Source organism: Mycobacterium sp. NPDC050441 (genome assembly GCF_040655355.1).
Taxonomy (GTDB): Bacteria; Actinomycetota; Actinomycetes; order Mycobacteriales; family Mycobacteriaceae; genus Mycobacterium.
Genome location: NZ_JBFAJS010000001.1, coordinates 671,099 through 692,917, shown reverse-complemented (window position 1 = coordinate 692,917; position 21,819 = coordinate 671,099). Strand labels below are relative to the sequence as shown.

The window sequence follows — 21,819 nt, the reverse complement described above, 5'->3', positions numbered from 1 at the left end:
CTACTTGCCGTCGGGCAAGCGTGCTTCTGCGGGGATCTGCGCGAGATAGCGCTCCGGGCAGAACGTGGCTGTCGACAACGCCACGAAGTATCGGGTGTTGCGGTGGGTCCAGCCTTTCTCGATCGCCAGTGACTCCACTTTCTCGGGATATCCCACACCGCGGTCCCACGCGTTGCAGACCTCTTGGGCGACGCCGATGATGTAGTCCTCCCCGAATGGCCAGAACCACTTTTGGTGTGTTTTATACAGCTCGTTGAGGAAGTAGTCCTCGGCCGGGCCGGCCATCGCCTGCGGGGCGTTTGCGAGGGTGCCGGTCATGGCAAACGCAACGGTCACGGTCGCGCAGCCAAGTGCGCGCATCACCCTGGGCATGTCGTTCCTCGGTCTCTCATAGTGATGGTTCAGTCGATTCGGGAAAGTGAGATGGGGGCGCTGTCGCTGACAGTGCGTCCGCCGCTGCACTGGTCGCCACGCACGTTGGTGACAGTTCCGTTCAGCGAGGTGGCGTCAATTCGAAACGTTTGGGAGATGAGGACGTCGGAGCCGGCGTAAGGGCAGTTGGCGGGGTCGGCAGGATAAGCCGAGCGGCTCCAACTGCCTTGGTACACCGACAGTGTCCAGATGTGGTCACGAAGGGATGCGTATCCGTGCCACTGTTGGGTACTGCTCACCCGCGCAACGCAATTCGGCAAGCAATCCGAGCTCAAGATCGTCCAGACCGACGGTGGCTCGGTCGACACGGCGAAGCTGCCAGACAGCGGAGCGTCTGCAATGGCGGTGGGAGGCGATCCGACGCCGACCAACGCAGTGATCACGGCGGTCGTTGCGGCCGCCGCACGTAGATATGCCATTACTGGCCCCCGGTCAGCGCGTGCACGCGGTCGGCGAGTTCGCCGTCGGACATGGGGGTCGCAATGTTGTTGATGAGGTATCCGCTGCCGTCGGGACTCAGGAATGCCCACGCCGGCGGCCACGGGACGAAGAATGCTTGCCACAACATCCCGTTGGCGTCGGTGAGGTTGGTGAAGGTTAGGCCGTATCGATCCACGATCCGCCGGTATGACAAGACGTCGTATCGGCCGGCGACACCGACGAAGGTCACTTCGGGGTTTTCAGCGGCAGCCTTGGCCAGGACCGGTGCCTCCTGCATGCAGACGGGGCAATTGGGCTCGGGCGTCCAAAACCAGATTACGACCGGGCGGCCGATCAACGACCGTCCATCAAACAACGCGCCGTTGAGTTCGGTCCCGTAGAACCGAAGGCGCTGATCGTTTCCCAGCAGCGGTACATCGGCGACGGCCCTGCCCGCGGTCGACAGTATGCCGCCGGTGAGCAGGATCGCCACGAGCAGACAGCGAGCAACATGCATCGACCACCACGGGCCACGGTTCCAACGCCGCGTATCGCCTGCAACGTGATCGTCGAACTCCGCGCGATAAGTAGACGCAGGCGTATATATTGAGGGTCTGCGGGTCGATGAAGCGGGCGGCGCTTGCCGATGTGGGCGCGGCGGGATGGTCACCCCGAAAAAAATACACGATCTCGTATACTTTTGGTTCGGATTGTCGTATGTTCAGTCGGCATGAGCGCCTCGCTTAATCCGCAGCCGCGGGTCGAACCCATGGCGGCCCGAGGCGCGGCAACGAGGACTGATGATCGCGGTTCACGTAATACCGACACGACAACAGAGTGTGGAGAGCCGATGACCAACCGCGCGGTGCGGCCCTTGGTAGGCCTGGTGGCCGTCATCACCGTGCTGAGCATCGTTGCGTTCGCAGTGACGATGTTTCGCGGTGGGTTCACCCGCAGCGTTCCGGTGACGGTGCTTACCCAGCGAGCTGGGTTGGTGATGGACCCGGAGGCCAAGGTGAAGCTGCTGGGAGTGCCTGTCGGCAAAGTTGAGTCAATCGAGCAGCTTGCTGGTGGGAATGCGGCACTGCATCTTTCGCTCGACCCGGCCAAGCTGGACACCATTCCGGCTAATGTTCGTGTCGACATCGCGGCAACCACCGTGTTCGGGGCGAAGTTCGTGCAGCTGGCGCTCCCGCCGGACCCCTCCCCGCAACCTATTGCTGCGGGGCAAGTGCTCGATGCCGAACACGTAACGGTCGAGGCCAACACGGTGTTCCAGCAGTTGACCGAGGTCCTCGATCACATCGACCCGGTCAAACTCAATCAGACGCTCGGTGCGATCTCGCGTGCCATCAGCGGCCGCGGCAAGCAGATCGGGCAGTCATTGAGTGACCTCAATGCCATGCTGGCAACGCTCGACCCTGCCATGCCCGCACTGTCGCACGATCTGGCCGCGGCGCCGAAGGTGCTCAATACCTATGCCGATGCCGCCGACGATCTGCTCTCCACCGCGACGAACGCGACGAAGCTGAGCAAGACCATCGTCGACGAACAGTCCCACCTCGATGCGCTACTGGTCAGCGTGATTGGGCTGTCCGACACAGGGAACGATTTCTTGGCCAGCACCGGTGGCCCGCTGGCCGACACGTTCCGAGTCCTGTTACCCACGACGTCGCTCACCGATGCCTACCATCCCGCACTGAACTGTGGCCTGCTGGGAATGCTCGACCTGGCCACCGTGGCCGAGGCGTTTCCCACCACCGCGGCGGGTATCCAGGTATCGGTCAACTTCACCTGGGGCCATGACCGATACCGCTTCCCATCAGATCTCCCGAAGGTCGCTGCGTCTGGTGGTCCGCGATGTGAGGTCTTGCCAGTCAGATACCAACAGAAGCCGCCCTACGTGGTTACCGACACAGGCGTCAATCCGTTCAAACGTGGAAACCAAGGGTGGCTTCTCAACAGTGCAGGACTCAAAGAAATTCTCTTCGGTCCGATCGACGGACCGCCACGAAACTCAGCGCAGATCGGACAACCCGGATGACCAACACTCACGCCGGGCTGAAGTTCGGTGCCTTCGCCGTCGTTATGACCATCCTCTCGGCCTTCCTGTTCATGGTTTTTGGGGACTTCCGTGGAGGGCCGACCAACGTCTATTCGGCGATCTTTGACGATGTTTCGGACCTACAGACCGGTAACAGCGTGCGGGTGGCCGGCGCTCGAGTGGGAACTGTCAAGCGGATCAACCTTGATGAGGACAACCGGGTCACCGTCGAGTTCGATGTTGACAAGTCGGTGCGCCTGACCGCAGGTACCAAGGTTGCAGTTCGATACCTCAATCTGGTCGGCGATCGCTATCTGGAGCTTGTCGACGGACCGGGATCAACACACGTACTACCACCACAATCGGTGATTCCCCCTGAACGTACCTCTCCTGCATTGGATCTCGACCTGTTGCTTGGCGGACTCAAACCGGTGATTCGGGGCCTGAATCCAGCCGATGTGAATGCGCTTTCGGCCTCGTTGCTGCAAGTTATGCAAGGCCAAGACGGAGCCCTGAGTTCGCTGATGTCGCGAACGACATCGTTCACCCAAACGTTGTCCGACAACAGCCAAGTGATCCAACAACTGATCGACGACCTCAAAGAGGTGGTCGCAACGGTCTCAAAGGACTCCGACAAGTTCTCTGCACTCCTCGATCGCATGCAGCGTCTGGTGGCGCATCTTTCAGATCATCGCGATCCCATTGGCGATGCCGTGCAGTCGTTGTCGACCGGTACCGCGTCGCTGGCCGACCTGCTCACCCAGGCCCGCCCCCCACTGGCCGGCACGGTGGACCAACTGAATCGACTTGCCCCCAACCTCGACGACGAAAAGGACAAACTCGATGTCGCATTGCAGAAGGCACCAGAGAACTACCGCAAGTTGATTCGTGTCGGCTCCTACGGAAACTTCCTCCAACTCTTCTTATGCGGCGTGACATTGCGGCTCAACGATCCCTCTGGGAAGGTGCTCGTCCTGCCGACGCTCAAGCCCGACTACGGCAGGTGCAAAGATGCTTAAGTACCGCAGTCGCAAACTCATCAGGGTTGGCGTGCTCGGCATCGTGTTGGCGATGCTGCTCGTCGCGGTGGGACTGCAGCCAGAACGCCTCATTGCTTGGGCCACCTCGGTGCGCTACACCGCAGAGTTCGGGGATGCTGGAGGGCTGGAACCTGGCTGTGACGTGATGGTCTCGGGGACCAAAGTGGGCACGGTTTCGACTGTCGAGCTGCGCGACGGCAAGGCGGTCGCCGAGTTCACCGTCAAATCCACTGTGCGGCTGAAGTCTCAGACGACCGCTCACATCAAAACGGGCACGTTGCTGGGCAAACGAATCCTGGTTTTGAAGGCTGCCGGCGATGGCCGACTGCGGGCAATGTCGACCATTCCGCTGTCTCGAACCTCCTCGCCCTACTCACTGACAGATGCCGTCAGCGAGTTGACGACCAACATCGAGGGAACCGACACCGGTCAGCTCAATCAGTCGCTGGACACGTTGTCCGCCACATTGGATCGGATCGCTCCACAACTGGGACCGACGTTCGACGGATTGACCAGGCTGTCGAAGACGCTCAATGAGCGCGACGACTCGCTGCGCCAATTGCTTTCCTACACCGGCGATGTGACGAAGGTTCTTGCAGAACGCAGCGATCAGGTCAACACACTCATCCTCAACGCCAACTCGTTACTAGGCGTGCTCGTCGAGCGGCGCCAAGCCATCGTGGAGCTACTGGCCAACACCAATGTTGTGGCAACCCAGCTGTCAGGACTGGTCGCCGACAACGAGCATGAACTCGCACCGGCACTGGACCGGCTCAACTCGGTATCGGCAATGCTGGAGAAGAACCGAGACAACATCGGTAAAGCGATTCCCGGATTGGCCAAGCAAGCACAGACCACCGGCGAATCGGTATCCAGCGGCCCGTTCTACAACGCGTTCATCTCCAACCTTCCGCAGGGGCAGTTCCTTAAGCCGCTGATTGATGCGGCATTCAATATTCAGCCCCGCGGCACCTTCCCATTCCCGACCTGCGGCGACGACGGAGACTGCTATAACCGCGAAGAGACCCCACCTGTGAACTTGCCGGCGGCACCGCGATGAGCCCGGCGACCATGCGGCGAGCAGCAGCCCTGGTGTGTGTGGTCACAACATTGGCAGCCGCGGCCTATCTGGGTTACCGCCAAGTGTTTCGGCCGACAACAATCACTGCGCACTTCACCAGCGCTACCGCCATCTACGCCGGTGATTACGTGAAAGTCGCCGGCGTCCGGGTCGGCACGATCACTGCGATCGATCCGCACCCCGATGACGTCGTGGTGACGATGCAAGTCGATCACGGGATCCAGATACCGGCGGACGGGCAAGCAATCATCGTCGCGCAGAACCTGGTGGCGGCCCGCTACATCCAACTTGCACCGATCTACACCGGCACTGGTCCCACTCTGGATAGCGGCGCGGCGATCCCGCTCGACCGCACTGCAGTTCCTGTGGAATGGGACAAGGTCAAAGACCAGTTGATGAAAATCGCCAACGACCTCGGACCTGAGCAAGGCGGCACCGTTGCCCGATTCATCGACAGTACCGCCAACGCATTAGCCGGTAATGGCGACAAGTTCCGACAAGCGCTTGCCCAATTATCGGGTGTGGCACGGATTCTCGCCGATGGCAGCGGCGACATTGTAGGGTTTGTCAAGAACCTGGCGACGTTCGTCACGGCCCTGCGCGACAGTGGGGAACAGATCGTACAGTTCGAGGACCGTCTCGCCACGGTTTCTAGCGTGCTTGAGGGTAGTCGCACCGACCTTGATGCCGCGATGAGGAGTTTGTCGGTGGCGATAGTAGACGTGCAGAGATTCGTCACCGGTACTCGAGACAAAGCCAACGAGCAGATTCAGCGGCTTTCCAACGTCACCCAGAATCTCGTCGACCACAAAAAGGATCTCGAACAGCTCCTACACATCTTTCCCACCAGCCTGTCGAACTTCTACAACATTTACGACCCCGTGACCGGAACTGAGGCGGGAACCTTTGGTGTGAACAACTATTCGAATCCCGTGGCGTTCACCTGCGCGGCGTTCGCGGCGGTTGAACCCGGCGACCCCGGTGGTGCGGTGAAGAAATGCGCAGAGTACCTCGGTCCCGCGTTGAGGCTGTTCAATCCCGCGCTACTCGCCAACATCAACTACCTGCCGGTCCCGCTCAACCCGATCCTGGCTCCTGATCCTGCACCCGACCAATTGATCTATAGCGAGCCCGACTTGATACCTGGGGTGGTGGGTTCTCAGGGGCCACCTCCTCCGCCAACGATGACCGATCTGCTGCTGCCCGCTGAAGGAAGGCCGACACCGTGACGAGTATGACTTCGCAAGTCGCGAGGCTGATATCGGTGAGTGCCGTGGTCTCGGTAGCAGTGAGCGGCTGCGCCTGGCACGGGGTGAATTCGTTACCGCTGCCGGGTGCACCTGGACGGGTCGCGGATTCGAGCCGCTTCATCATCGAGATGGCCAACGTCGCATCACTGGAATCGAATTCACCCGTCATGATCAGTGATGTCACTGTCGGCAGCATCGGCGCCATCACGGTGCAGGATTGGCACGCCAACGTCGAGATTTTCGTCAAGCCCGGCATTGTCGTGCCGGCCAACGTCGTGGCTACCGTCGGCCAAACGAGCCTGTTGGGTTCCAGCCACCTGGCGCTGAATCCCCCAGTGGGGACGGCCCCAGAAGGGCAGTTGGCACCCGGCGCCGTCGTCCCATTGAACCGGACGTCGACCTATCCAACGACCGAGCAGACCCTGGCCTCGGTGACCGCGGTCGTCAACGGTGGCGGACTCGGCCAGATCGGCGACATCATCCATACCTTCAACGAAGCGTTCGACGGAAACCAGGACGCCATAAGGGAACTCATCACCCGTATCGATAATTTCATAGGAGTCTTCGACAACCAGCGCTCCGATGTTGTGGCGACCATCCATGAGTTGAACCGTCTTGCAGGAAAGTTCTCCGCGCAACGCGATGAGCTTACCGAGGCGTTGGCGAAGGTCCCGCCAGCTCTGGATGTTCTGCTCGCCGAGCGGGACAGATTCACCACAGCACTGGATAAGTTGCGTGTCTTCAGCGACACCGCTACCGGAGTCATCACCACCGTGAAGTCTGATCTCATCGAGAACCTCACCCATCTAGAACCCTCGCTCCGATCGCTCGCCGACGTCGGTAAGGGTCTGGACAAAGCACTTGCCTACGCGACGGTTTTCCCCAACGGCCAGAGTGCGATCGACAACGCGGTCCGCGGGGACTTCCTCAACGAATCGACAACCATCGACCTCACAGTTCCCCGGCTCAAGCGCGAACTGCTGGCCGGGACGCGTTGGGGGGACCCCAATATGCAGATTCAAGCTGCTGTTGGCGATCCCGGATATGCAGAACAGACCGGCAATCCTCTTGCTGTTGGGCTGGCCCCGCTCCCCGAGGGTCAGGGCCAGCCCCAACCCCCGGGAGCTCAGGCCCCACAAGCACCGCCGACTGACCCCGCCGTGCCGGTTAGTCCCCCCGCACCCCTGCCGGCAGAGGGCGGCCGCTGATGCTCACTCGATTCGTCCGTGTCCAATTGGTGGTCTTTCTCGTTGCCTCACTCATCGGCGTGAGCGTGATGCTGTTCGGCTACATACAGGTGCAGTCATTTCTAGGCGTCGGGCGCACGACCATAACCGTGGAACTGCCGGCCAGCGGCGCACTGTATCGGTTCGGCAACGTGACCTACCGTGGTGTCCAAGTAGGACGTGTCACCAATGTCGATGTCGTGCGTAGCGGCTCAGACCGCTATGTGAAAGCCACTCTGTCCCTGGATACTTCGGAGAAGATCCCGGCAGCACTGACCGCGCATGTACGCAGCGTCTCAGCAGTGGGAGAGCAATACGTCGATCTTGTACCTCGCAGCGACGGCGCACCGTACCTGGAGAACGGATCGGTCATCGCCAGAGCCGACACCACCATTCCTCAACCGGTGGGCCCGATGCTGGACAAGACGAGCGCACTGATCGGCAGTATCCCGCAGGGGCAGCTCGCCCGGATGCTCGACGAGCTGCACGCGGGATTCGACGGCGCCGACTACGATCTGCAATCGCTGTTCGACTCGACGGCCAAACTGGCTGGTCCGCTGAAGGAATCGTCAGATCAGACGAAGACTCTCCTCGAAGGCTCTCAGTCACTGCTGGACACGCAGGTCGCTTCCGACAATGCCATCCGGACGTGGACGCGTAGCCTGCGAGGCTTCACCGATCAGGTGGTCACGAACGATCCACAGATCAGGTCACTTCTGCAGAAGGGTCCCGGTTCAATCAACGAAGCATCTCGTCTGATCTCGGACTTCCGGATGACGATGCCATTGCTGTTGGCGAATCTCACCTCGGTGGGACAGCTGCTAGCGACCTACCGGCCGGCACTAGAGCAGATCCTCGTCCTCCTGCCGCCGGCGATATCCATTGTCCAAGCGGTCAATCCGAACCGAAACGCACAAGGACTTGGCCTGGGATCGTTCCGCATCACGGTCAGCGACCCCCCGGCGTGCACGGTGGGATTCCTTCCGCCCTCATCCTGGAGGCCGACCTACGACACCACAACCATTGACACCCCCGACGGCCTGTACTGCAAGCTACCGCAAGACTCGCCGATCGCCGTACGCGGTGTGCGCAACATTCCATGCATGACAAAGCCAGACAAGCGAGCGCCGACGGCCGAGATGTGCAACAGCGATGAACAGTTTGAGCCAGTCGCACAAAAACAACCGGTGATCGGCCCATATCCCCGCGATCCCGGATTGGAGGCTCAGGGAATTCCACCCGACAGCCGTTGGTTCCCGGACCAAGGGTTGTACTCGGCTCCTGGGGAAGGCCCACCCGCGCCGAATACGCCGCCACCAGCGCCGCCGACGACGATGCTGGTGCCGCCCCCCGCCGGAGGCGTGGACAAGCCCTCGCCACCGCCGATGCTGCCCGACACTCCGGAAGTCGCCGACACCCCGGCTGCACAGCCACCACCGGTCGACGCGCCTACAACCGGTGGCACCAACAATGCACCAGCGGGGTTCTCCGGCAGCGTGCCGACGACTGACGGGATTCAATTCGCCAACTACAACCCCCGCACAGGCGAGTATGTCGGCCCAGACGGAAAGCTCTACCAGCAAGCAAATCTGGTGACGGGCCCAGCAAAGCGCACCTGGCAGGACATGATTTTGAGCCAGCGATGAGCCAACCGCCCTCATGAAGGAGAACAGCGATGACGCGCAGGATCCATCCGCCGAGCACCCTGACGGTGACGCGCACATGACGACCGATCTGGTGCGCAATGGGTCTGCTTTGCCAGACACATCCATGACGGCCACACCTGTCGGCACTCGCGAAAAGGTGCCGTTGTCAGCACTTCTCGTCGAGCAAGCTGAAGCTGATGCCGACGCCGCAGAAGCCCAAGCCGTCGCGGCCCGCGCGCGCGCTGAGGCAATCCGACTGCGCCGCCACATAGCCGGTGGAGCTGCGACGTCACAGTGCAGCAGCGACAAAACGTCGCCGACCGCCGAACCTAGCATCGCTGAGCTGGAGACCGGTGAGGCCGAGATCGCCGATGTCGCAACGTCGAATGGCTCGCCCTGGTACAAGCGGTTGCCGCGCGTCGATAAGTCCTGGGCCAAGCGGGCGCTGGTAGCGCTCGTGATTGTTGGCGCGTCTGCTAGCGCGGGGGTTCTGTACTGGCAGCACAAGCAGGCAGTGGAAAGGACTGAGCGGGGCGAGGCCTTCAAAGAAGTCGCCAAGCAGGGTGTGATGGCCTTGACATCACTTGATTTCGCCAAGGCGGGCGACGATGTACAACGTGTTCTCAACAATGCCACCGGGGACTTCAGGAAGGATTTCCAGAAGCGCTCTGAGGATTTCCGCAAGATCGTCGAAGAGGCCAAGGTCGTCAGCGAAGGCCACGTATTCGCCACCGCGGTCGAGTCGATGACCGACGACACAGCGGTGGTCTTGGTGGCGGCAACTTCTCAGATTACCGGGCCACACGAGGCCAAGGATGCTCCCCGAGCGTGGCGATTGGCTGTCACCGTCACCCGTGATGGAGATGCCCTCAAGATCTCGAAAGTTGACTTCGTGAAATGACCAGTAAACCCTCAATCGCTGATGACCCGATTGGCACAGATGGCGAATCGCGATCCGAGCAGCGCAACGTTGCCCGTTCACTCCTGTCCCGGCTGCGTGGTCATCTCAGTGCAGCTGTCTTGACCATGTTGGTCGCGTTGTCTGTGGGCTCGCTCGTTTTCGTCGGTCTTCGGTATGCCCTACCTGATCGGTCGACCGACGACGGCGCGGTCCAATCCGCGTTGAGCGCTGCAACCGAGGGAACCAGCGCGATGCTGACCTATACACCGGCTACGGTGGCCAACGACATCGAGACGGCCAAAGCGCACATGACAGGCGAATTCCTCACTTACTACGAAGAGTTCACCGGTCAGTTCGTTGAACCCGCAGCCAAAATGCAGCAAGTCAACAACAGGGCGACTGTGGTGCGGGCAGCCGTCTCGGAGATCTCCTCGGACAAATCCAAAGTACTGGTGTTCATCAATCAGGAATCGACGAGTAAAGACAAACCTCAGCCCAAGACCACAGCGAGCAGTGTTCTCGTGACACTGTCCAAAGTCGATAACAAGTGGTTGATCTCGTCTTTCGACCCCAATGCCGCTGAGTAGCCGTTGCCTGCGGAGTGGATCACCGCCGGTGGCGGTGGCAGCTGCTTATCAGTAGCTGGGCTAGCCGATCCGGCTTGTCGATCATCGCATCGTGACAGGAGTCGATCTCGCACACAGAGTCAACGCCACCCAAGTCGGCAATGCATCGGAATTGACGGCGAGGTGGTAAAGCTCGGTCGCGCAGCGTCAAGATCCAAGTGCGAGGAATGTCCTCGGCCAGCCCGTGGAGATCGATAGCGTCAGTCAAGACTCGTCTGGATTCTGTATACAGGCGAGCGCGAGCGAACGTTATCTGATCTCTCGATAACCCATTCCAGAAAAGCATGCGAGCCACCGTGACGGGCAGTGGGAAGGATCGTTTCAACGACACTGCCGCCTTGGCCAGCAGCGACAGAGGGGCTCCCAGCGCGTCGAGAATCGAGGATCCATGCGGCGCAACGAACGCGGCGATGAAGACCAGTTCTGCGATGCGGGGATGCCCGAGTTCGGCCGCCACACCGGGCGCCGTCATGCCTCCCATGGAGTGGGCGGCGATCACCACGTGACCAACATTCGCTCGCGCTATATCGCCGATTACGGAGTTGACGAAGTCGCTCAATGTCACCGCCGAGACGGGTCCTGGGTGCCGGCCGCGGCCGGGCAGATCGACCGCGATGACACGCAATCGTGGCTCCCGCTGTCGTATCGCTCTGATCGTGAGATCCCAGCAGTCCGCAGCATGAGCACCACCGTGTATCAGGACCAGGGTTGGGAAGGTCGCATCGTCGGGGTCTGAGTGCTGCGCTGCATCCACAAGAACCTAAAGTAGACGACAAAGTATATTTATGGGACTGGTTCCATCAGACGGATAGGGTGCGTATGCAGAGGTGGACGTCGCGACATCTGCCGGATCAGACCGGTCGAGTTGCAGTGATCACCGGTGCCAATACCGGTATCGGCTTCGAAACCGCGGCGGCACTCGCGGGCAAGGGTGCGCGGGTGGTCCTAGCAGTTCGGGATCGCGACAAGGGGGCCGAGGCAGCGGCGCGGATCCGCGAGCGCACAAGCCGAGCGGACATCGACATTCTGTCGTTGGATCTCACATCGATGCGTTCAGTTCACTCGGCCGCTAGCGAGCTCAAGGCCGCCTATTCGAAGATTGACCTGCTAATCAACAACGCCGGAGTCATGCTCACGCCGAAACGCGTGACCGAGGATGGGTTCGAATTACAGTTCGGAACGAATCACCTCGGGCACTTCGCATTAACGGGACTCCTGCTGGAGCAGATGCTTCCAGTGCTTGATTCCCGGGTCGTGACAGTGAGCAGCCTCGGTCATCGCGTCAAGTCCGATATCGACTTCGACGATTTGAACAGTGATCGCACCTATGACCCCATGGTCGCCTATGGTCGGTCCAAGCTAGCCAATCTGCTGTTCGCCTACGAACTGGAGCGTCGGCTCGCAGCCTGTGTGACTGCATCGACGATAGCCGTAGCCGCCCATCCGGGAAGCGCGCGAACCGACCTCTTCCGTCATTCGCCCCGCTGGATCAAGCTCACCGCACGAATTGCCGAGTACGTGGTGTTCCAGCCGGCATCGATGGGAGCTCTCCCGACGCTGCGGGCGGCATGCGATGCCGGCGTAACCGGCGGTGAGTACTTCGGGCCCAGGGGGCTTGGCCAGCAGCGGGGTTATCCCACCTTGGTGACGTCCTCGGCGAGATCTTATGACGCGCCGCTGGCACGCCGGCTGTGGGAAGTGTCAGAGAGGCTCACCGGAGTTACTTTTCCATGCTGACGTTCGACTACACCGAGGTCAGATGTGGTGCAGGTGGGCCGCATTCGTTGTGTAACCGGGTTAGCGCACAGCCAAAACACCTGAAAATAAACAAGATCGGAGTCAAATTATGAAGTTGGATGCCGACGAGCGATCCGTCGTCGAGATGGTGCGTGAGTTCGTTGACAAGCAGGTCAAACCCAACGCGCGCGCACTCGAACATGCCAACACCTACCCCGACGAACTGATCGAGACGATGAAGGAAATCGGTGTCTTCGGTCTTTGCATTCCCGAGCCATACGGGTACGGTTCGGTGTCCATGCCCTGTTATGTACAGGTGGCCGAGGAACTCGCTAGAGGTTGGATGAGCCTTGCCGGTGCGATGGGCGGTCACTCGGTGGTTTCCAAGCTCATTCTGCTTTTTGGCACTGAAGAACAGAAGCAGACATACCTGCCTCGGATGGCGACCGGAGAACTACGCGCGACGATGGCACTCACCGAACCGGGCGGAGGGTCAGACTTGCAGGGCATGCGGACTGTAGCTCGTCGCTCCGGCGATCAATACGTGGTCAACGGCAGCAAGACGTGGATCTCCAACGCGCGCCGTTCAGACCTTATCGCCCTGCTTTGTAAAACAGACCCCGCCGCGCGCCCTGCACACACTGGATTCTCGATCCTGCTGGTCGAAAAGCTTGCGGGATTCGACATCTCCAAAGATCTCCCCAAACTCGGCTATAAGGGTGTCGAGGCGTGCGAATTGACCTTCGCCGACTGTCATGTGCCCACGACTGCGTTGCTGGGTGATGCTGAGGGCAAGGGCTTTTCACAAATGATGAAGGGGCTGGAGGTCGGCCGGCTCCAAGTTGCCGCTCGTGCCACCGGGGTCGCGCGAGCCGCATTTGATGACGCCCTCCAATACGCTCAAGACCGTGAGAGCTTTGGCAAACCCATCTGGGAACACCAATCGGTAGGGAACCTGCTTGCCGAGATGGGCACAAAGCTGTACGCGGCGCGGTCTCTGTTGCTCGATGCTGCCGAGAAGTTCGACTCTGGCGAACGGTGCGACATGGAGGCTGGTATGGCCAAGCTGTTCGCTTCTGAAGCCGCCATGGAGATCGCGCTGGATGCACTGCGTGTACACGGTGGATACGGGTACTCCACCGAGTACGACGTGGAACGGTACTTTCGCGATGCGCCACTGATGATCGTTGGTGAGGGGACGAACGAGATACAGAAGGGCGTTATCGCGAAACAACTAGTCACACGTGGTGGCATCGATATTTGATACCGGGCGGCGTCTATGACCACCGCCGCTGGTTACGGCCCAGGTCGGCCGAAGTTGTTCGCCGTGCGCCTAGTTCGACGTTTGCGCCCGTGATCCGGCACGAACATTCGGTTGGCGCCGCTGAACCGGCGTTCGTGCGTTCTGCCAGCATGGATCTCATGGTGAACCGGATTCGTCGTCTGGGACCACCGTCTCGTTCTCGGATCCGCCATGTGGATGAGAAAAATGGGTCCGTCAACTCGGTGAGAATGTCGGTAAAAGTGCAGATCGGGGCAACCATCGTTCGCCATCGAGAATGAAAACCTACAAAAGCCGCACTGCTACTTGAATTCAACCGGCGACTGGCCGAGCGCGTCCGCTCGACGATCGATGAGTTGGCGCCACAACAACCCCTCAAACGAAGCTGTTGCATGCACCCCTTGAAACCGCCCTCTGCAGGGCGGGCATCTCCGTCCGTTTGGCTAGCGCGGAGCGATGTGATCGATCTCTAAAGTCCCGGAACGTCTTCTGGACCTAGCACCATTAACAATCGTTGTCCCACGCTTGCGTCATGGCGAGCAGCAGAAGTTCGATTACGCTGGTTTTCTGAGCTGACCACCAAACTGCGCCGCGGCGCCCACAACTCTGTGCGTCAGCTCGAGGCCGACATCCGCGCCTTGATCCCAAGCATGGAACGACAACCTTCGCCCTGAACGTCTGGACCAAAACTGCCGTTTAAATCCTGGCCAGCAGCTGAATCTACTGCACCAGAATCAACGACTCACGACTGGCCAGGAACCGCCCCGGCACCACATCAGAGGCGAGCAGCGGGTTCCGGCGAGTCGCTCGCATCGGTCCCGGTGCTGTGCCGATCGATATCTGGGTCTATTCGTCGGTTCGCACGGCGGACCGCCCAGTACACCACCACGGACACCGCGCCGAGCAGAGGATAGCCCATGGCGATCCGGGCAAAGGCCAGCCAGCCGGTGAAGCCGCCGTCGTAAAGCCATTGCTGCACAACGAATCGCGCGGAGAACAAGGCCACGAATGCCAGTGTGGCGACGTCGAACGCGTGCAGCGCCACGGTGTCGGCGCGCCATGACCGATCGGGCCCGGCGCTACGCAGCAAGTTCCATATCACTCCGACCAAGGGGCGCCGCACCAAGAGGGATACGGCGAACACACCTGCCATCGCCAGACTGAGCCAGATCCCAGGCAGGAAGTAGTCTTCGGCGGACCCGGTGTAGTAGGCGATCAGCGCGGCGGCGACGACCCCGAGCAGTCCCGATACCGCCGGCTGAACGGGCTGCTTGCGCGCCAGCCGGAGCACGATCAGACCGACGCTGACGCTGACGGATATCACGACCGCGGCGTCCAGACCGGCGATCGCGTTCGCGATGACATAGGCAAACGTGGGCAGGCTGGCGTACACCAGCCCGGACACCCCGCCCACCCGTTCGAGCAATGTCGGTGAATGTCCTTGCTCCAGTTTGTCGGTCACGATTTCCTTCCATCACCTAGGTGCTCGGCGAGGAAGCGGTCGACGGTCTTGTACATGTCGATCACGTTGTCCGGGTTGATGAATCCGTGCCCCTCGTCGTGTTTGATCATGTACTCCACCTTGACTCCGCGGTCGCGCAACGCCTTGACCAGGTTGTCGGATTCGGCCTGGACCACGCGAACATCGTTGGCGCCCTGGATGACCAGCAGTGGCGTGCGGATCTGGTCGACCTTCGTGATCGGCGAACGGGACAGCATGTCGGCCAACTGGTCCGGGTCGTCGGGGTTGCCGACAAACAGGTGCCAGTTGTTGGCCAGGTGCGGGCGGGCGATCTCGGGTAGCGTCCGCATGAAGTTGCTCAGATCGGAGATTCCGACGTAATCGACTGCGGCGGCGAACACATCGGGTGTGAAAGTGACGCCGACCAGCGTCGCGTATCCGCCGTAGGAGCCGCCGAAGATGGCGATCCGCTTCGGATCCGCATACCCCTGCTCGACGGCCCAGTCCACACTGTCGATCAGATCGTCGTGCATCTTGCCGGCGAACTCACCGACCGCGGCATTGGTGAAGGCCTTGCCGAAGCCCGCCGACCCGCGGAAGTTGACCTGCAACACCGCATATCCGCGGTTGGCGAGCAGCTGCACCGGCGGGGTGAACATCCAACCGTCCCGCGTCCACGGCCCGCCGTGCACCAGCAGCACCATCGGCAGATCCTTCGGCGGCACCCCGACCGGAAGGGTCAGATACCCGTGCAGATCCAGCCCGTCGCGCGAGCGGATGGTGACCGGCTCCATCGCCGCCAGGACCTCGGGATCCAGCTGCGGATGAGACCCGAACAGCAGCCGGCCGTCCCCGGTGTCGTGGTCGTAGAGGTAGGTCATTCCCGCTTCGCGGTCATGGGTGAAGCTGACCACCCAGCGTCGGCCGGCCAGGTCGGAGCTCAGGGCGTTCACGTCGCCATCGGACAGCTTCTCCAGGTTCGCGAGCACCGCCGCGAAGTGGGGGTCCAGCGGCTGAATCACCTGACGTTCCAACAGGTACCGCACCCCGAGCAGATCGCCGGTGCGCCGGTCCAGGATCAGCGGCTCGGCCAGCGTGGTGAACACGCTGGCCCGGGTGTCCACGTCGTAGACCGGATGGCTGTCGACGTGGGTCTGCTCGCCGGTGATGACGTCGACGCGCACGATGCGGGTCCGGTCGGTGCCGTCGTTGGAGCCGATCCAGATGCCGGTGCCGTCCGGGGTGACAGTGATCGGGTACAGCCCCATCGTGTAGTCACGGCCGTCGAAGGTGGCGATGGAGCGCAGCGTCTCGGTCCGCGGCTCCCACTGCAACAGCTCCACGTCACCGTCGGCAGTCAGTGCGGTGGAAAACAAGTCGCCGTTGCTGCTGGCCCGCCAGCCTGCTCCCTTGCCGGGGTTCTTCGCCACCATGGTGAGTTCACCGGTGGCGATGTCCAGCTCGTAGGCGTCCATCAGGGTCGGTGTGCGCTTGTTGGAGTACACCATCGCCTTGGCCGGATCGCCGAGCAGTTCGTGGCCGGCCATCGCTCCCGGGAACGGGGTCAGATCGACCACACCGGACTCGGGGTCCTGCGGGTCGGCCCGGAAGACATGCCAGTTCTCGTCGCCGCCGGTGTCCTGCAGGTAGAGCAGCCAGCGGGAGTCTTTGGTCCACTCGTAGTGAATGATGCTGCGGGTGCTGTCGGCGGTAACGCGCCGCGGCTCGCCGTCGAGGTCGTCCACGTCCTGGATCCAGATGTTGAGGCGGTCCCGCCACGGCGCCAGGTAGGCGATACGGGTGCCGTCGGGTGAGATCGATGCCTGCGCGCGGGCGGGCGGCGCGAACAGATCGTCGACGGAGAGCAACTCAGGTGGTGGCATGCCTCCATCGCACACTCGGACGTAGCGGCACAGTCAAGTCCCGGGCATGGGCATGATGGACAGGTGGCGTGGAGTACTCGGGAGATCGCCGAACTGGCCGGCACCAGCCTGCGCGCCGTCCGCCATTACCACCAGGTCGGTCTGCTCCCGGAGCCCGAACGCCGGTCGAACGGGTACAAGCGGTACGGCGTGGCGCACCTGGTCCGGTTGGTCCGCATCAAACGTCTCGTCGACTTGGGGTTCTCGCTCCCGCAGATCGCGGCGTTGGGTGACACCGACGAGCATCCCGAACAGGCGTTGCGGGAACTGGATGCCGAGCTGGCGGCGACCATCGATCGGTTACAGCGGGCCCGCGAGGAGCTCGGCGAGCTGCTGGAGACTTCCGCGCCCATGGATCTGCCGCCCGAGTTCGCGCCCGTGGACGCCGTCGCCAAGATGACCGATGCGGATCGCAAACTGGTGGTGGTCCTGAGCCGGGTGCTGGGCCCGCGCGGCCGACAGGTCTATGCCGACCTGATCAGGGACACCCGCGAGGATCCGGCCGCATCGGAGCTGGACACGCTGTCCGCCGACGCTGATGAGGCGACCCGCCAGGACCTCGCCGAGCGGCTGGCGCCCTACATCTTGTCGGTCCGGCAGGCCCATCCCGGGCTCACCGAGGCCCGCGCCGACGCGCCGCGCGGTGCGAACTTCGTCGAGAAGGCCATCGATGACGCGATGGCCGATCTGTACAACCCGGCGCAGATGGACGTGCTGCGCCGGGCCGGTCAGATCGTGCGGCGGCTAGCCACCTAGGTGCGCCAGCGGCAGCGGCGAGAGCAGGTAGCTGACGGCAGAGCATAGATCCCGATTCAATCTGGTGGATTCTATCCCTAGGTCTGGTGCCCTGTTACCTACAGGATGGCTCCTCATGTCCACCGAGATATCAACGCCCAGAGAGGATTCTGAGCTAACTGCGGCAGGGGGAGCCGCACGTCACAACAGAATCGAGAGTCGCTCCATTGACTGGGTCACACCGGCCGAACGTCATGGCACCGCGTGGCGAGTGAGCCCGCTGTTCTTCATTGCCAATTGGAGCTTCTTCACCATCGCTTTGGGGTCCACCGGCCCGGCGTTGGGCCTCAGTGTCGGGTGGTCGATCACCGCGTCCGCGTTGGGACTACTTGTCGGGACATTCTTTACTGCTTTCCATGCCACGCAGGGGCCGCGCCTGGGCTTGCCTCAGATCCTGCAGTCGCGGGCGCAGTTCGGGTTCTACGGCGTAATCGTGGTGGTCGCGATGTCGGTCACCTGCTATCTCGCGTTCGGTGTGGTGTACACGATCTTGACTGCGCAGGGCCTGGCCCAGATCTTCGGCTGGTCCCCGGTCATCGTCGGCTTGATCGTCAACATCGTGGGCGGCGTATTCGCCGTCGCCGGCCACGATCACCTGCATCGCATATCCCAGATCGTTTTCTACGTCACTGTCCCGTTAGTGTTCGTGTTCACCGCGGCCATCGTGCTGGGCCGGGCGGGAGGAACCTCGCCGGAGCCGGGCACAACGGGGTACGTCGCATCCGCGTTCTTCACGGTGTTCGCGATCTCTGCGGCCTACAACATGGCGTTGTCGCCGGTGGTATCGGACTACACGCGGTACCTGCCGGTGCGGACGCCGGCTCGATCATTGATTGCATCGGTGTACGTCGGTTCGGGAGTTTCGGCGTTCTGGCTGATATCAGTGGGTGCCTGGTTATCTGCGCACTATCACGCCGAAGACGCGTTGGCTGCGCTGCACGGCGCCGGCAATGCGGTGTTCCCGGGATTTGGAGCGGTTCTGGCATTGGCCTCGGCGGCCACTCTCATCGTCTGCATCGCGACCGCCGCCTACAGCGTCACGCTGCAGTTCCTGACCGGGGTCGACCTGGTCAAGCGAATCACCCCGTCACGGGGACTACGTGTCGCGATCACCGCCGGCGTTATCGGGGTGTACGTCATTGTTGCGTTGCCATTCGGCGATCACGTGATCAACATCGCCAGCAACGCGTTGACTCTGATGCTGTTCCTGTTGGTGCCCTGGACCGCGGTCAACCTCACCGACTTCTTCTTCGTCCGACGGGGGCAGTACGCCATTACTGATCTGTTCAGCCCGCGCGGAGTGTACGGCCGGTGGGCGTGGCGTGGAATCGCCGCCTACTTCCTAGGATTCGCCACCATGATTCCCTTCGCGGTGTTGCCGTTCTACACCGGTCCGATCGGGGCCTGGCTAGGCGGAATCGATGTTTCGTGGCTGGCGGGCTTGGCAGCCTCAGCGTTGCTCTACTTTGTGTTCAGTCGCGGCCAGGACCGAAGCGCCGAACTGGGCGCGGTGGCTGACAGTGAGACCGCACTGCGGGACGCCGAAGATGTTGTGCTCGCACCGAGCCATCAATCTGCGCTTGAGTTCGGACTGCTCGACGGACGCGATTGATCGGCGACCCCGCGACCGTCCATGTGCGCTTCGATGCGCATTTGACACTCCCATGTAGCGGCTCGCTGCACCGCCGCGTGCGTGGACATCATCAAGAGAGATTAAAAAGTGAGTAACGCCAACAAGTTTCACCTGGGCTGGTTTGCCAACTTCTGCACTGATGCGTGGAATGACCGTTGGGGTTCAACGGGTGGCCAGGACTGGACGGGCAGCTTCTACATCGAGTTGGCGCAGCATCTCGAACGGGCGAAGTTCGACTATCTGCTGCTCGAAGACAAACTCATGGTGTCAGACGCCTATGGCGGAACCTATGAACACGAGCTCAAACACGCACTGCACTCACCCAAACACGATCCGGCACCGCTCATTCCGCTGTTGGGGCACGTGACCAACAACCTCGGGCTGGTCGTCACCCTGTCCTCGACCTTCTACCCGCCGTACCTACTGGCCAGACTGTGCAGCACACTTGACCACCTCACCGGCGGACGACTCGGCTGGAACATGGTCACCTCAGCCGAGGATCGAGCAGCGCAGAACTTCGGACTCGACGAGTTGCCCCGACACGATGAGCGCTACGCACGCGCCCATGAATACGTCGATCTGGTTCGGCAACTGTGGGATTCGTGGGAGCCCGACGCAGTGGTCAGGGACCGTGAGACCGGCACCTTCGTGGATCACACAAAGGTGCACACCATAGATTTCGAAGGCCAGTACTACCGCAGCCGAGGGCCACTGAACACCGTCCCTTCTCCCCAGCTACACCCTGTGCTGGCACAGGCCGGAGGGTCTCCGCAGGGCAAGGATTTCGCTGCCAAGTACGCCGACACCGTCGTCGGAACCGCGACCGATCCGACCGGAATGATCGCCTACCGCGACGACATCCGAAACCGCGCCATCCAGTACGGACGAAACCCCGATGACATCAAGGTGCTGTTCCTGATCACACCCCATGTCGCTGACACAGATGAGGAGGCACGCGCCAAGCTCGACAGAATCGTAAGCAGCGACTACTACATCGACAAGACACTCGCTCACCTTTCCGCGATCGTCGAGATCGATTTCACGAAGTTCGATTTCGACGAGCCCCTGCCTGATGACCTGCATACCAACGGGGAGCGCGGCTCCCTTGAGGCCTTCCTGCAACGTGGCAGCGGCAAGACGCTGCGGGAACTGACCACCGCGTACCTGTCGACGGAAGATGCGCTGGTCGGCACCCCCGTGACCGTGGCCGATCGTCTTGAGGCATTGATGGCCGAGGTCGGGGGCGACGGCTTCCTCATCACCGCGCCGGGCATGAGACTGACCCGGAAATACGTCATCGAAATTGTTGACGGCCTGGTACCCGAACTGCAACGGCGCGGGCTCACCCGCACCGAATACGAGCATCAGCTGTTCAAAGACAACCTTCGCGCCTTCTGAAACGCCTAGCCCAAAGGTCTTTCGCGGCGGACGTCACCCAGACGAAAGTCCGCTGCGATCGTGCGCGCCGCATGCGCTCCGGTGACACCCACCGGCGTGGATGTCGCCGCTGTGGCCCGTTGGCTCGCTGACCTGGGCGTCGAATACGCGGCTCCGCTGACCCCCGCAGCGCACCCGCAAGATCGCCGAGTCCATGCCCTGGCCGGGCGGCATGTCATTCGTCGCGAGGCGAGGTGAGCGCCTTGATCGCTGCGGTCGACATCGTCTTGACGATGGACTCGTGGTCCAGGCCCTTGTTGAGGGTCGCCACGGAATTGAGCATTGAGAACACCGTGTGGGTGAGTAGCCGAACCTCTGGCTCGGACAGGTCAGGCCGCAATGCTGCGACGATGGAAATCCATTCCTCGGCATAGAGATTCATCTCGCGCCGGATTCGCCGCCGGTCCTTCTCCGGTAAGGCGTGTTCGTTCTTCATGAAGACAAGGGTCGTCGGAGCTGAGGTCACCACGCTCCTGATGTGGAAGTCGACCAAGATCTCCAGTGCCGCCCGCGGATCGGGCTCCGCCTCCGCCGTTTCCCTGGCGAATCGGTGCAGAGCCGCCAAGGGACTCTCCACGACGGCGATCAAGAGGGCCTGCTTGTTCTCGAAGTGGTTGTAGAGGCCCGGCCCGGAAATTCCGGCCGCTGTGCAGATCATGTCCACGGTCACTCCGTCGTAGGAGTTTCGCAGGAACAGGTCGGCGGCCACCTTGAGCAAGACATCCCGGCGTGAGGTGCCGGCGGACGGCTCGTGCGCGGCAGCGTCAGTGGTCATGGCAAACAACGATAGCCACGGTGCCAGGCGCCGCCGAGTCCGGGAGCGGTCGAGGGGCGCGCACGAGGTTGCGGCCACCCTGAACCTCCGCTGGCCGCACGGCTGGGCAG

19 protein-coding genes and 1 pseudogene are annotated in these 21,819 nt (G+C 61.7%); 14 read left to right on the top strand and 6 right to left on the bottom strand.

The annotated features are described in order from the left end of the window. Both AB0I14_RS03510 and AB0I14_RS03505 read right to left on the bottom strand, forming a co-directional pair. Positions 1-372: a DUF732 domain-containing protein gene (locus tag AB0I14_RS03510; protein ID WP_358015878.1), complete on the bottom strand. Its 372-nt coding sequence runs from the start codon at positions 370-372 to the stop codon at positions 1-3. Between the two features lie 478 nt (positions 373-850). Then, entirely contained in the window at positions 851-1,522 is a 672-nt protein-coding gene (locus AB0I14_RS03505) for a redoxin family protein (RefSeq protein WP_358015875.1), read from the bottom strand. 180 nt (positions 1,523-1,702) lie between these two features. On the opposite strand from AB0I14_RS03505, the gene AB0I14_RS03500 reads away from it, so the two are divergent. From AB0I14_RS03500 to AB0I14_RS03465, 8 genes are read left to right on the top strand one after another with little or no spacing between them, the layout of a single operon-like run. Continuing rightward, positions 1,703-2,896, top strand: a complete 1,194-nt coding sequence (locus tag AB0I14_RS03500; protein ID WP_358015872.1) for an MCE family protein — start codon at positions 1,703-1,705, stop codon at positions 2,894-2,896. Further along, positions 2,893-3,915, top strand: coding sequence for an MCE family protein (locus tag AB0I14_RS03495; RefSeq protein WP_358015869.1), 1,023 nt, complete (start codon positions 2,893-2,895; stop codon positions 3,913-3,915). Before AB0I14_RS03500 ends, AB0I14_RS03495 begins: the two co-directional genes overlap by 4 nt. Further along, the gene (locus AB0I14_RS03490; protein ID WP_358015866.1) at positions 3,908-4,996 is read left to right on the top strand and encodes an MCE family protein; all 1,089 of its coding nucleotides are present in this window, start codon (positions 3,908-3,910) and stop codon (positions 4,994-4,996) included. The genes AB0I14_RS03495 and AB0I14_RS03490 overlap by 8 nt, the downstream gene beginning before the upstream one ends. Further along, complete coding sequence (locus AB0I14_RS03485) at positions 4,993-6,246, top strand: MCE family protein (protein WP_358015863.1); 1,254 nt, start codon at positions 4,993-4,995, stop codon at positions 6,244-6,246. Before AB0I14_RS03490 ends, AB0I14_RS03485 begins: the two co-directional genes overlap by 4 nt. Before the next feature lie 35 nt (positions 6,247-6,281). Further along, a complete protein-coding gene (locus tag AB0I14_RS03480; RefSeq protein ID WP_358015860.1) occupies positions 6,282-7,475 on the top strand; it encodes an MCE family protein in 1,194 nt (397 codons plus the stop codon). Then, on the top strand, positions 7,475-9,139 hold the full coding sequence (locus AB0I14_RS03475) for an MCE family protein (RefSeq protein WP_358015857.1): 1,665 nt from the start codon (positions 7,475-7,477) through the stop codon (positions 9,137-9,139). Before AB0I14_RS03480 ends, AB0I14_RS03475 begins: the two co-directional genes overlap by 1 nt. A 13-nt stretch (positions 9,140-9,152) precedes the next feature. Next, positions 9,153-10,040: a hypothetical protein gene (locus AB0I14_RS03470; RefSeq protein ID WP_358015855.1), complete on the top strand. Its 888-nt coding sequence runs from the start codon at positions 9,153-9,155 to the stop codon at positions 10,038-10,040. Further along, positions 10,037-10,627, top strand: coding sequence for a twin-arginine translocation pathway signal (locus AB0I14_RS03465; RefSeq protein WP_358015852.1), 591 nt, complete (start codon positions 10,037-10,039; stop codon positions 10,625-10,627). Before AB0I14_RS03470 ends, AB0I14_RS03465 begins: the two co-directional genes overlap by 4 nt. A 19-nt stretch (positions 10,628-10,646) precedes the next feature. Here AB0I14_RS03465 and AB0I14_RS03460 read toward each other — a convergent pair whose 3' ends face one another. Then, positions 10,647-11,420 (bottom strand): alpha/beta hydrolase, encoded by a 774-nt coding sequence (locus AB0I14_RS03460; RefSeq protein ID WP_358015849.1) that lies wholly within the window; start codon positions 11,418-11,420, stop codon positions 10,647-10,649. Between the two features lie 65 nt (positions 11,421-11,485). On the opposite strand from AB0I14_RS03460, the gene AB0I14_RS03455 reads away from it, so the two are divergent. The 3 genes and pseudogenes from AB0I14_RS03455 to AB0I14_RS03445 all read left to right on the top strand — a co-directional run. Beyond that, a complete protein-coding gene (locus AB0I14_RS03455) occupies positions 11,486-12,403 on the top strand; it encodes an SDR family NAD(P)-dependent oxidoreductase (protein WP_358015846.1) in 918 nt (305 codons plus the stop codon). A 109-nt stretch (positions 12,404-12,512) separates the two neighbouring features. Further along, entirely contained in the window at positions 12,513-13,667 is a 1,155-nt protein-coding gene (locus AB0I14_RS03450) for an acyl-CoA dehydrogenase family protein (RefSeq protein ID WP_358015843.1), read from the top strand. 536 nt (positions 13,668-14,203) lie between these two features. After that, positions 14,204-14,385 (top strand): annotated as a pseudogene (locus AB0I14_RS03445) (IS630 family transposase); the annotation flags it as partial. A 75-nt stretch (positions 14,386-14,460) separates the two neighbouring features. On the opposite strand, the gene AB0I14_RS03440 reads toward AB0I14_RS03445, so the two are convergent. Together AB0I14_RS03440 and AB0I14_RS03435 are read right to left on the bottom strand one after the other, a co-directional pair. Continuing rightward, positions 14,461-15,147 (bottom strand): DUF3159 domain-containing protein, encoded by a 687-nt coding sequence (locus AB0I14_RS03440; protein WP_358015840.1) that lies wholly within the window; start codon positions 15,145-15,147, stop codon positions 14,461-14,463. Beyond that, positions 15,144-17,030 (bottom strand): S9 family peptidase, encoded by a 1,887-nt coding sequence (locus AB0I14_RS03435; protein WP_358015838.1) that lies wholly within the window; start codon positions 17,028-17,030, stop codon positions 15,144-15,146. Before AB0I14_RS03435 ends, AB0I14_RS03440 begins: the two co-directional genes overlap by 4 nt. 63 nt (positions 17,031-17,093) lie before the next feature. Here AB0I14_RS03435 and AB0I14_RS03430 point away from each other — a divergent pair, with 63 nt between their 5' ends. From AB0I14_RS03430 to AB0I14_RS03420, 3 genes are all read left to right on the top strand, one after another. Continuing rightward, on the top strand, positions 17,094-17,825 hold the full coding sequence (locus AB0I14_RS03430) for a MerR family transcriptional regulator (RefSeq protein WP_358015836.1): 732 nt from the start codon (positions 17,094-17,096) through the stop codon (positions 17,823-17,825). Between the two features lie 115 nt (positions 17,826-17,940). After that, positions 17,941-19,476, top strand: a complete 1,536-nt coding sequence (locus AB0I14_RS03425) for a cytosine permease (protein ID WP_358015833.1) — start codon at positions 17,941-17,943, stop codon at positions 19,474-19,476. 108 nt (positions 19,477-19,584) lie between these two features. Continuing rightward, on the top strand, positions 19,585-20,895 hold the full coding sequence (locus AB0I14_RS03420) for an NtaA/DmoA family FMN-dependent monooxygenase (protein WP_358015830.1): 1,311 nt from the start codon (positions 19,585-19,587) through the stop codon (positions 20,893-20,895). Positions 20,896-21,109: 214 nt separating this feature from the next. Here AB0I14_RS03420 and AB0I14_RS03415 read toward each other — a convergent pair whose 3' ends face one another. Further along, on the bottom strand, positions 21,110-21,709 hold the full coding sequence (locus AB0I14_RS03415) for a TetR/AcrR family transcriptional regulator (protein ID WP_144981922.1): 600 nt from the start codon (positions 21,707-21,709) through the stop codon (positions 21,110-21,112). Positions 21,710-21,819: the final 110 nt, after the last annotated feature.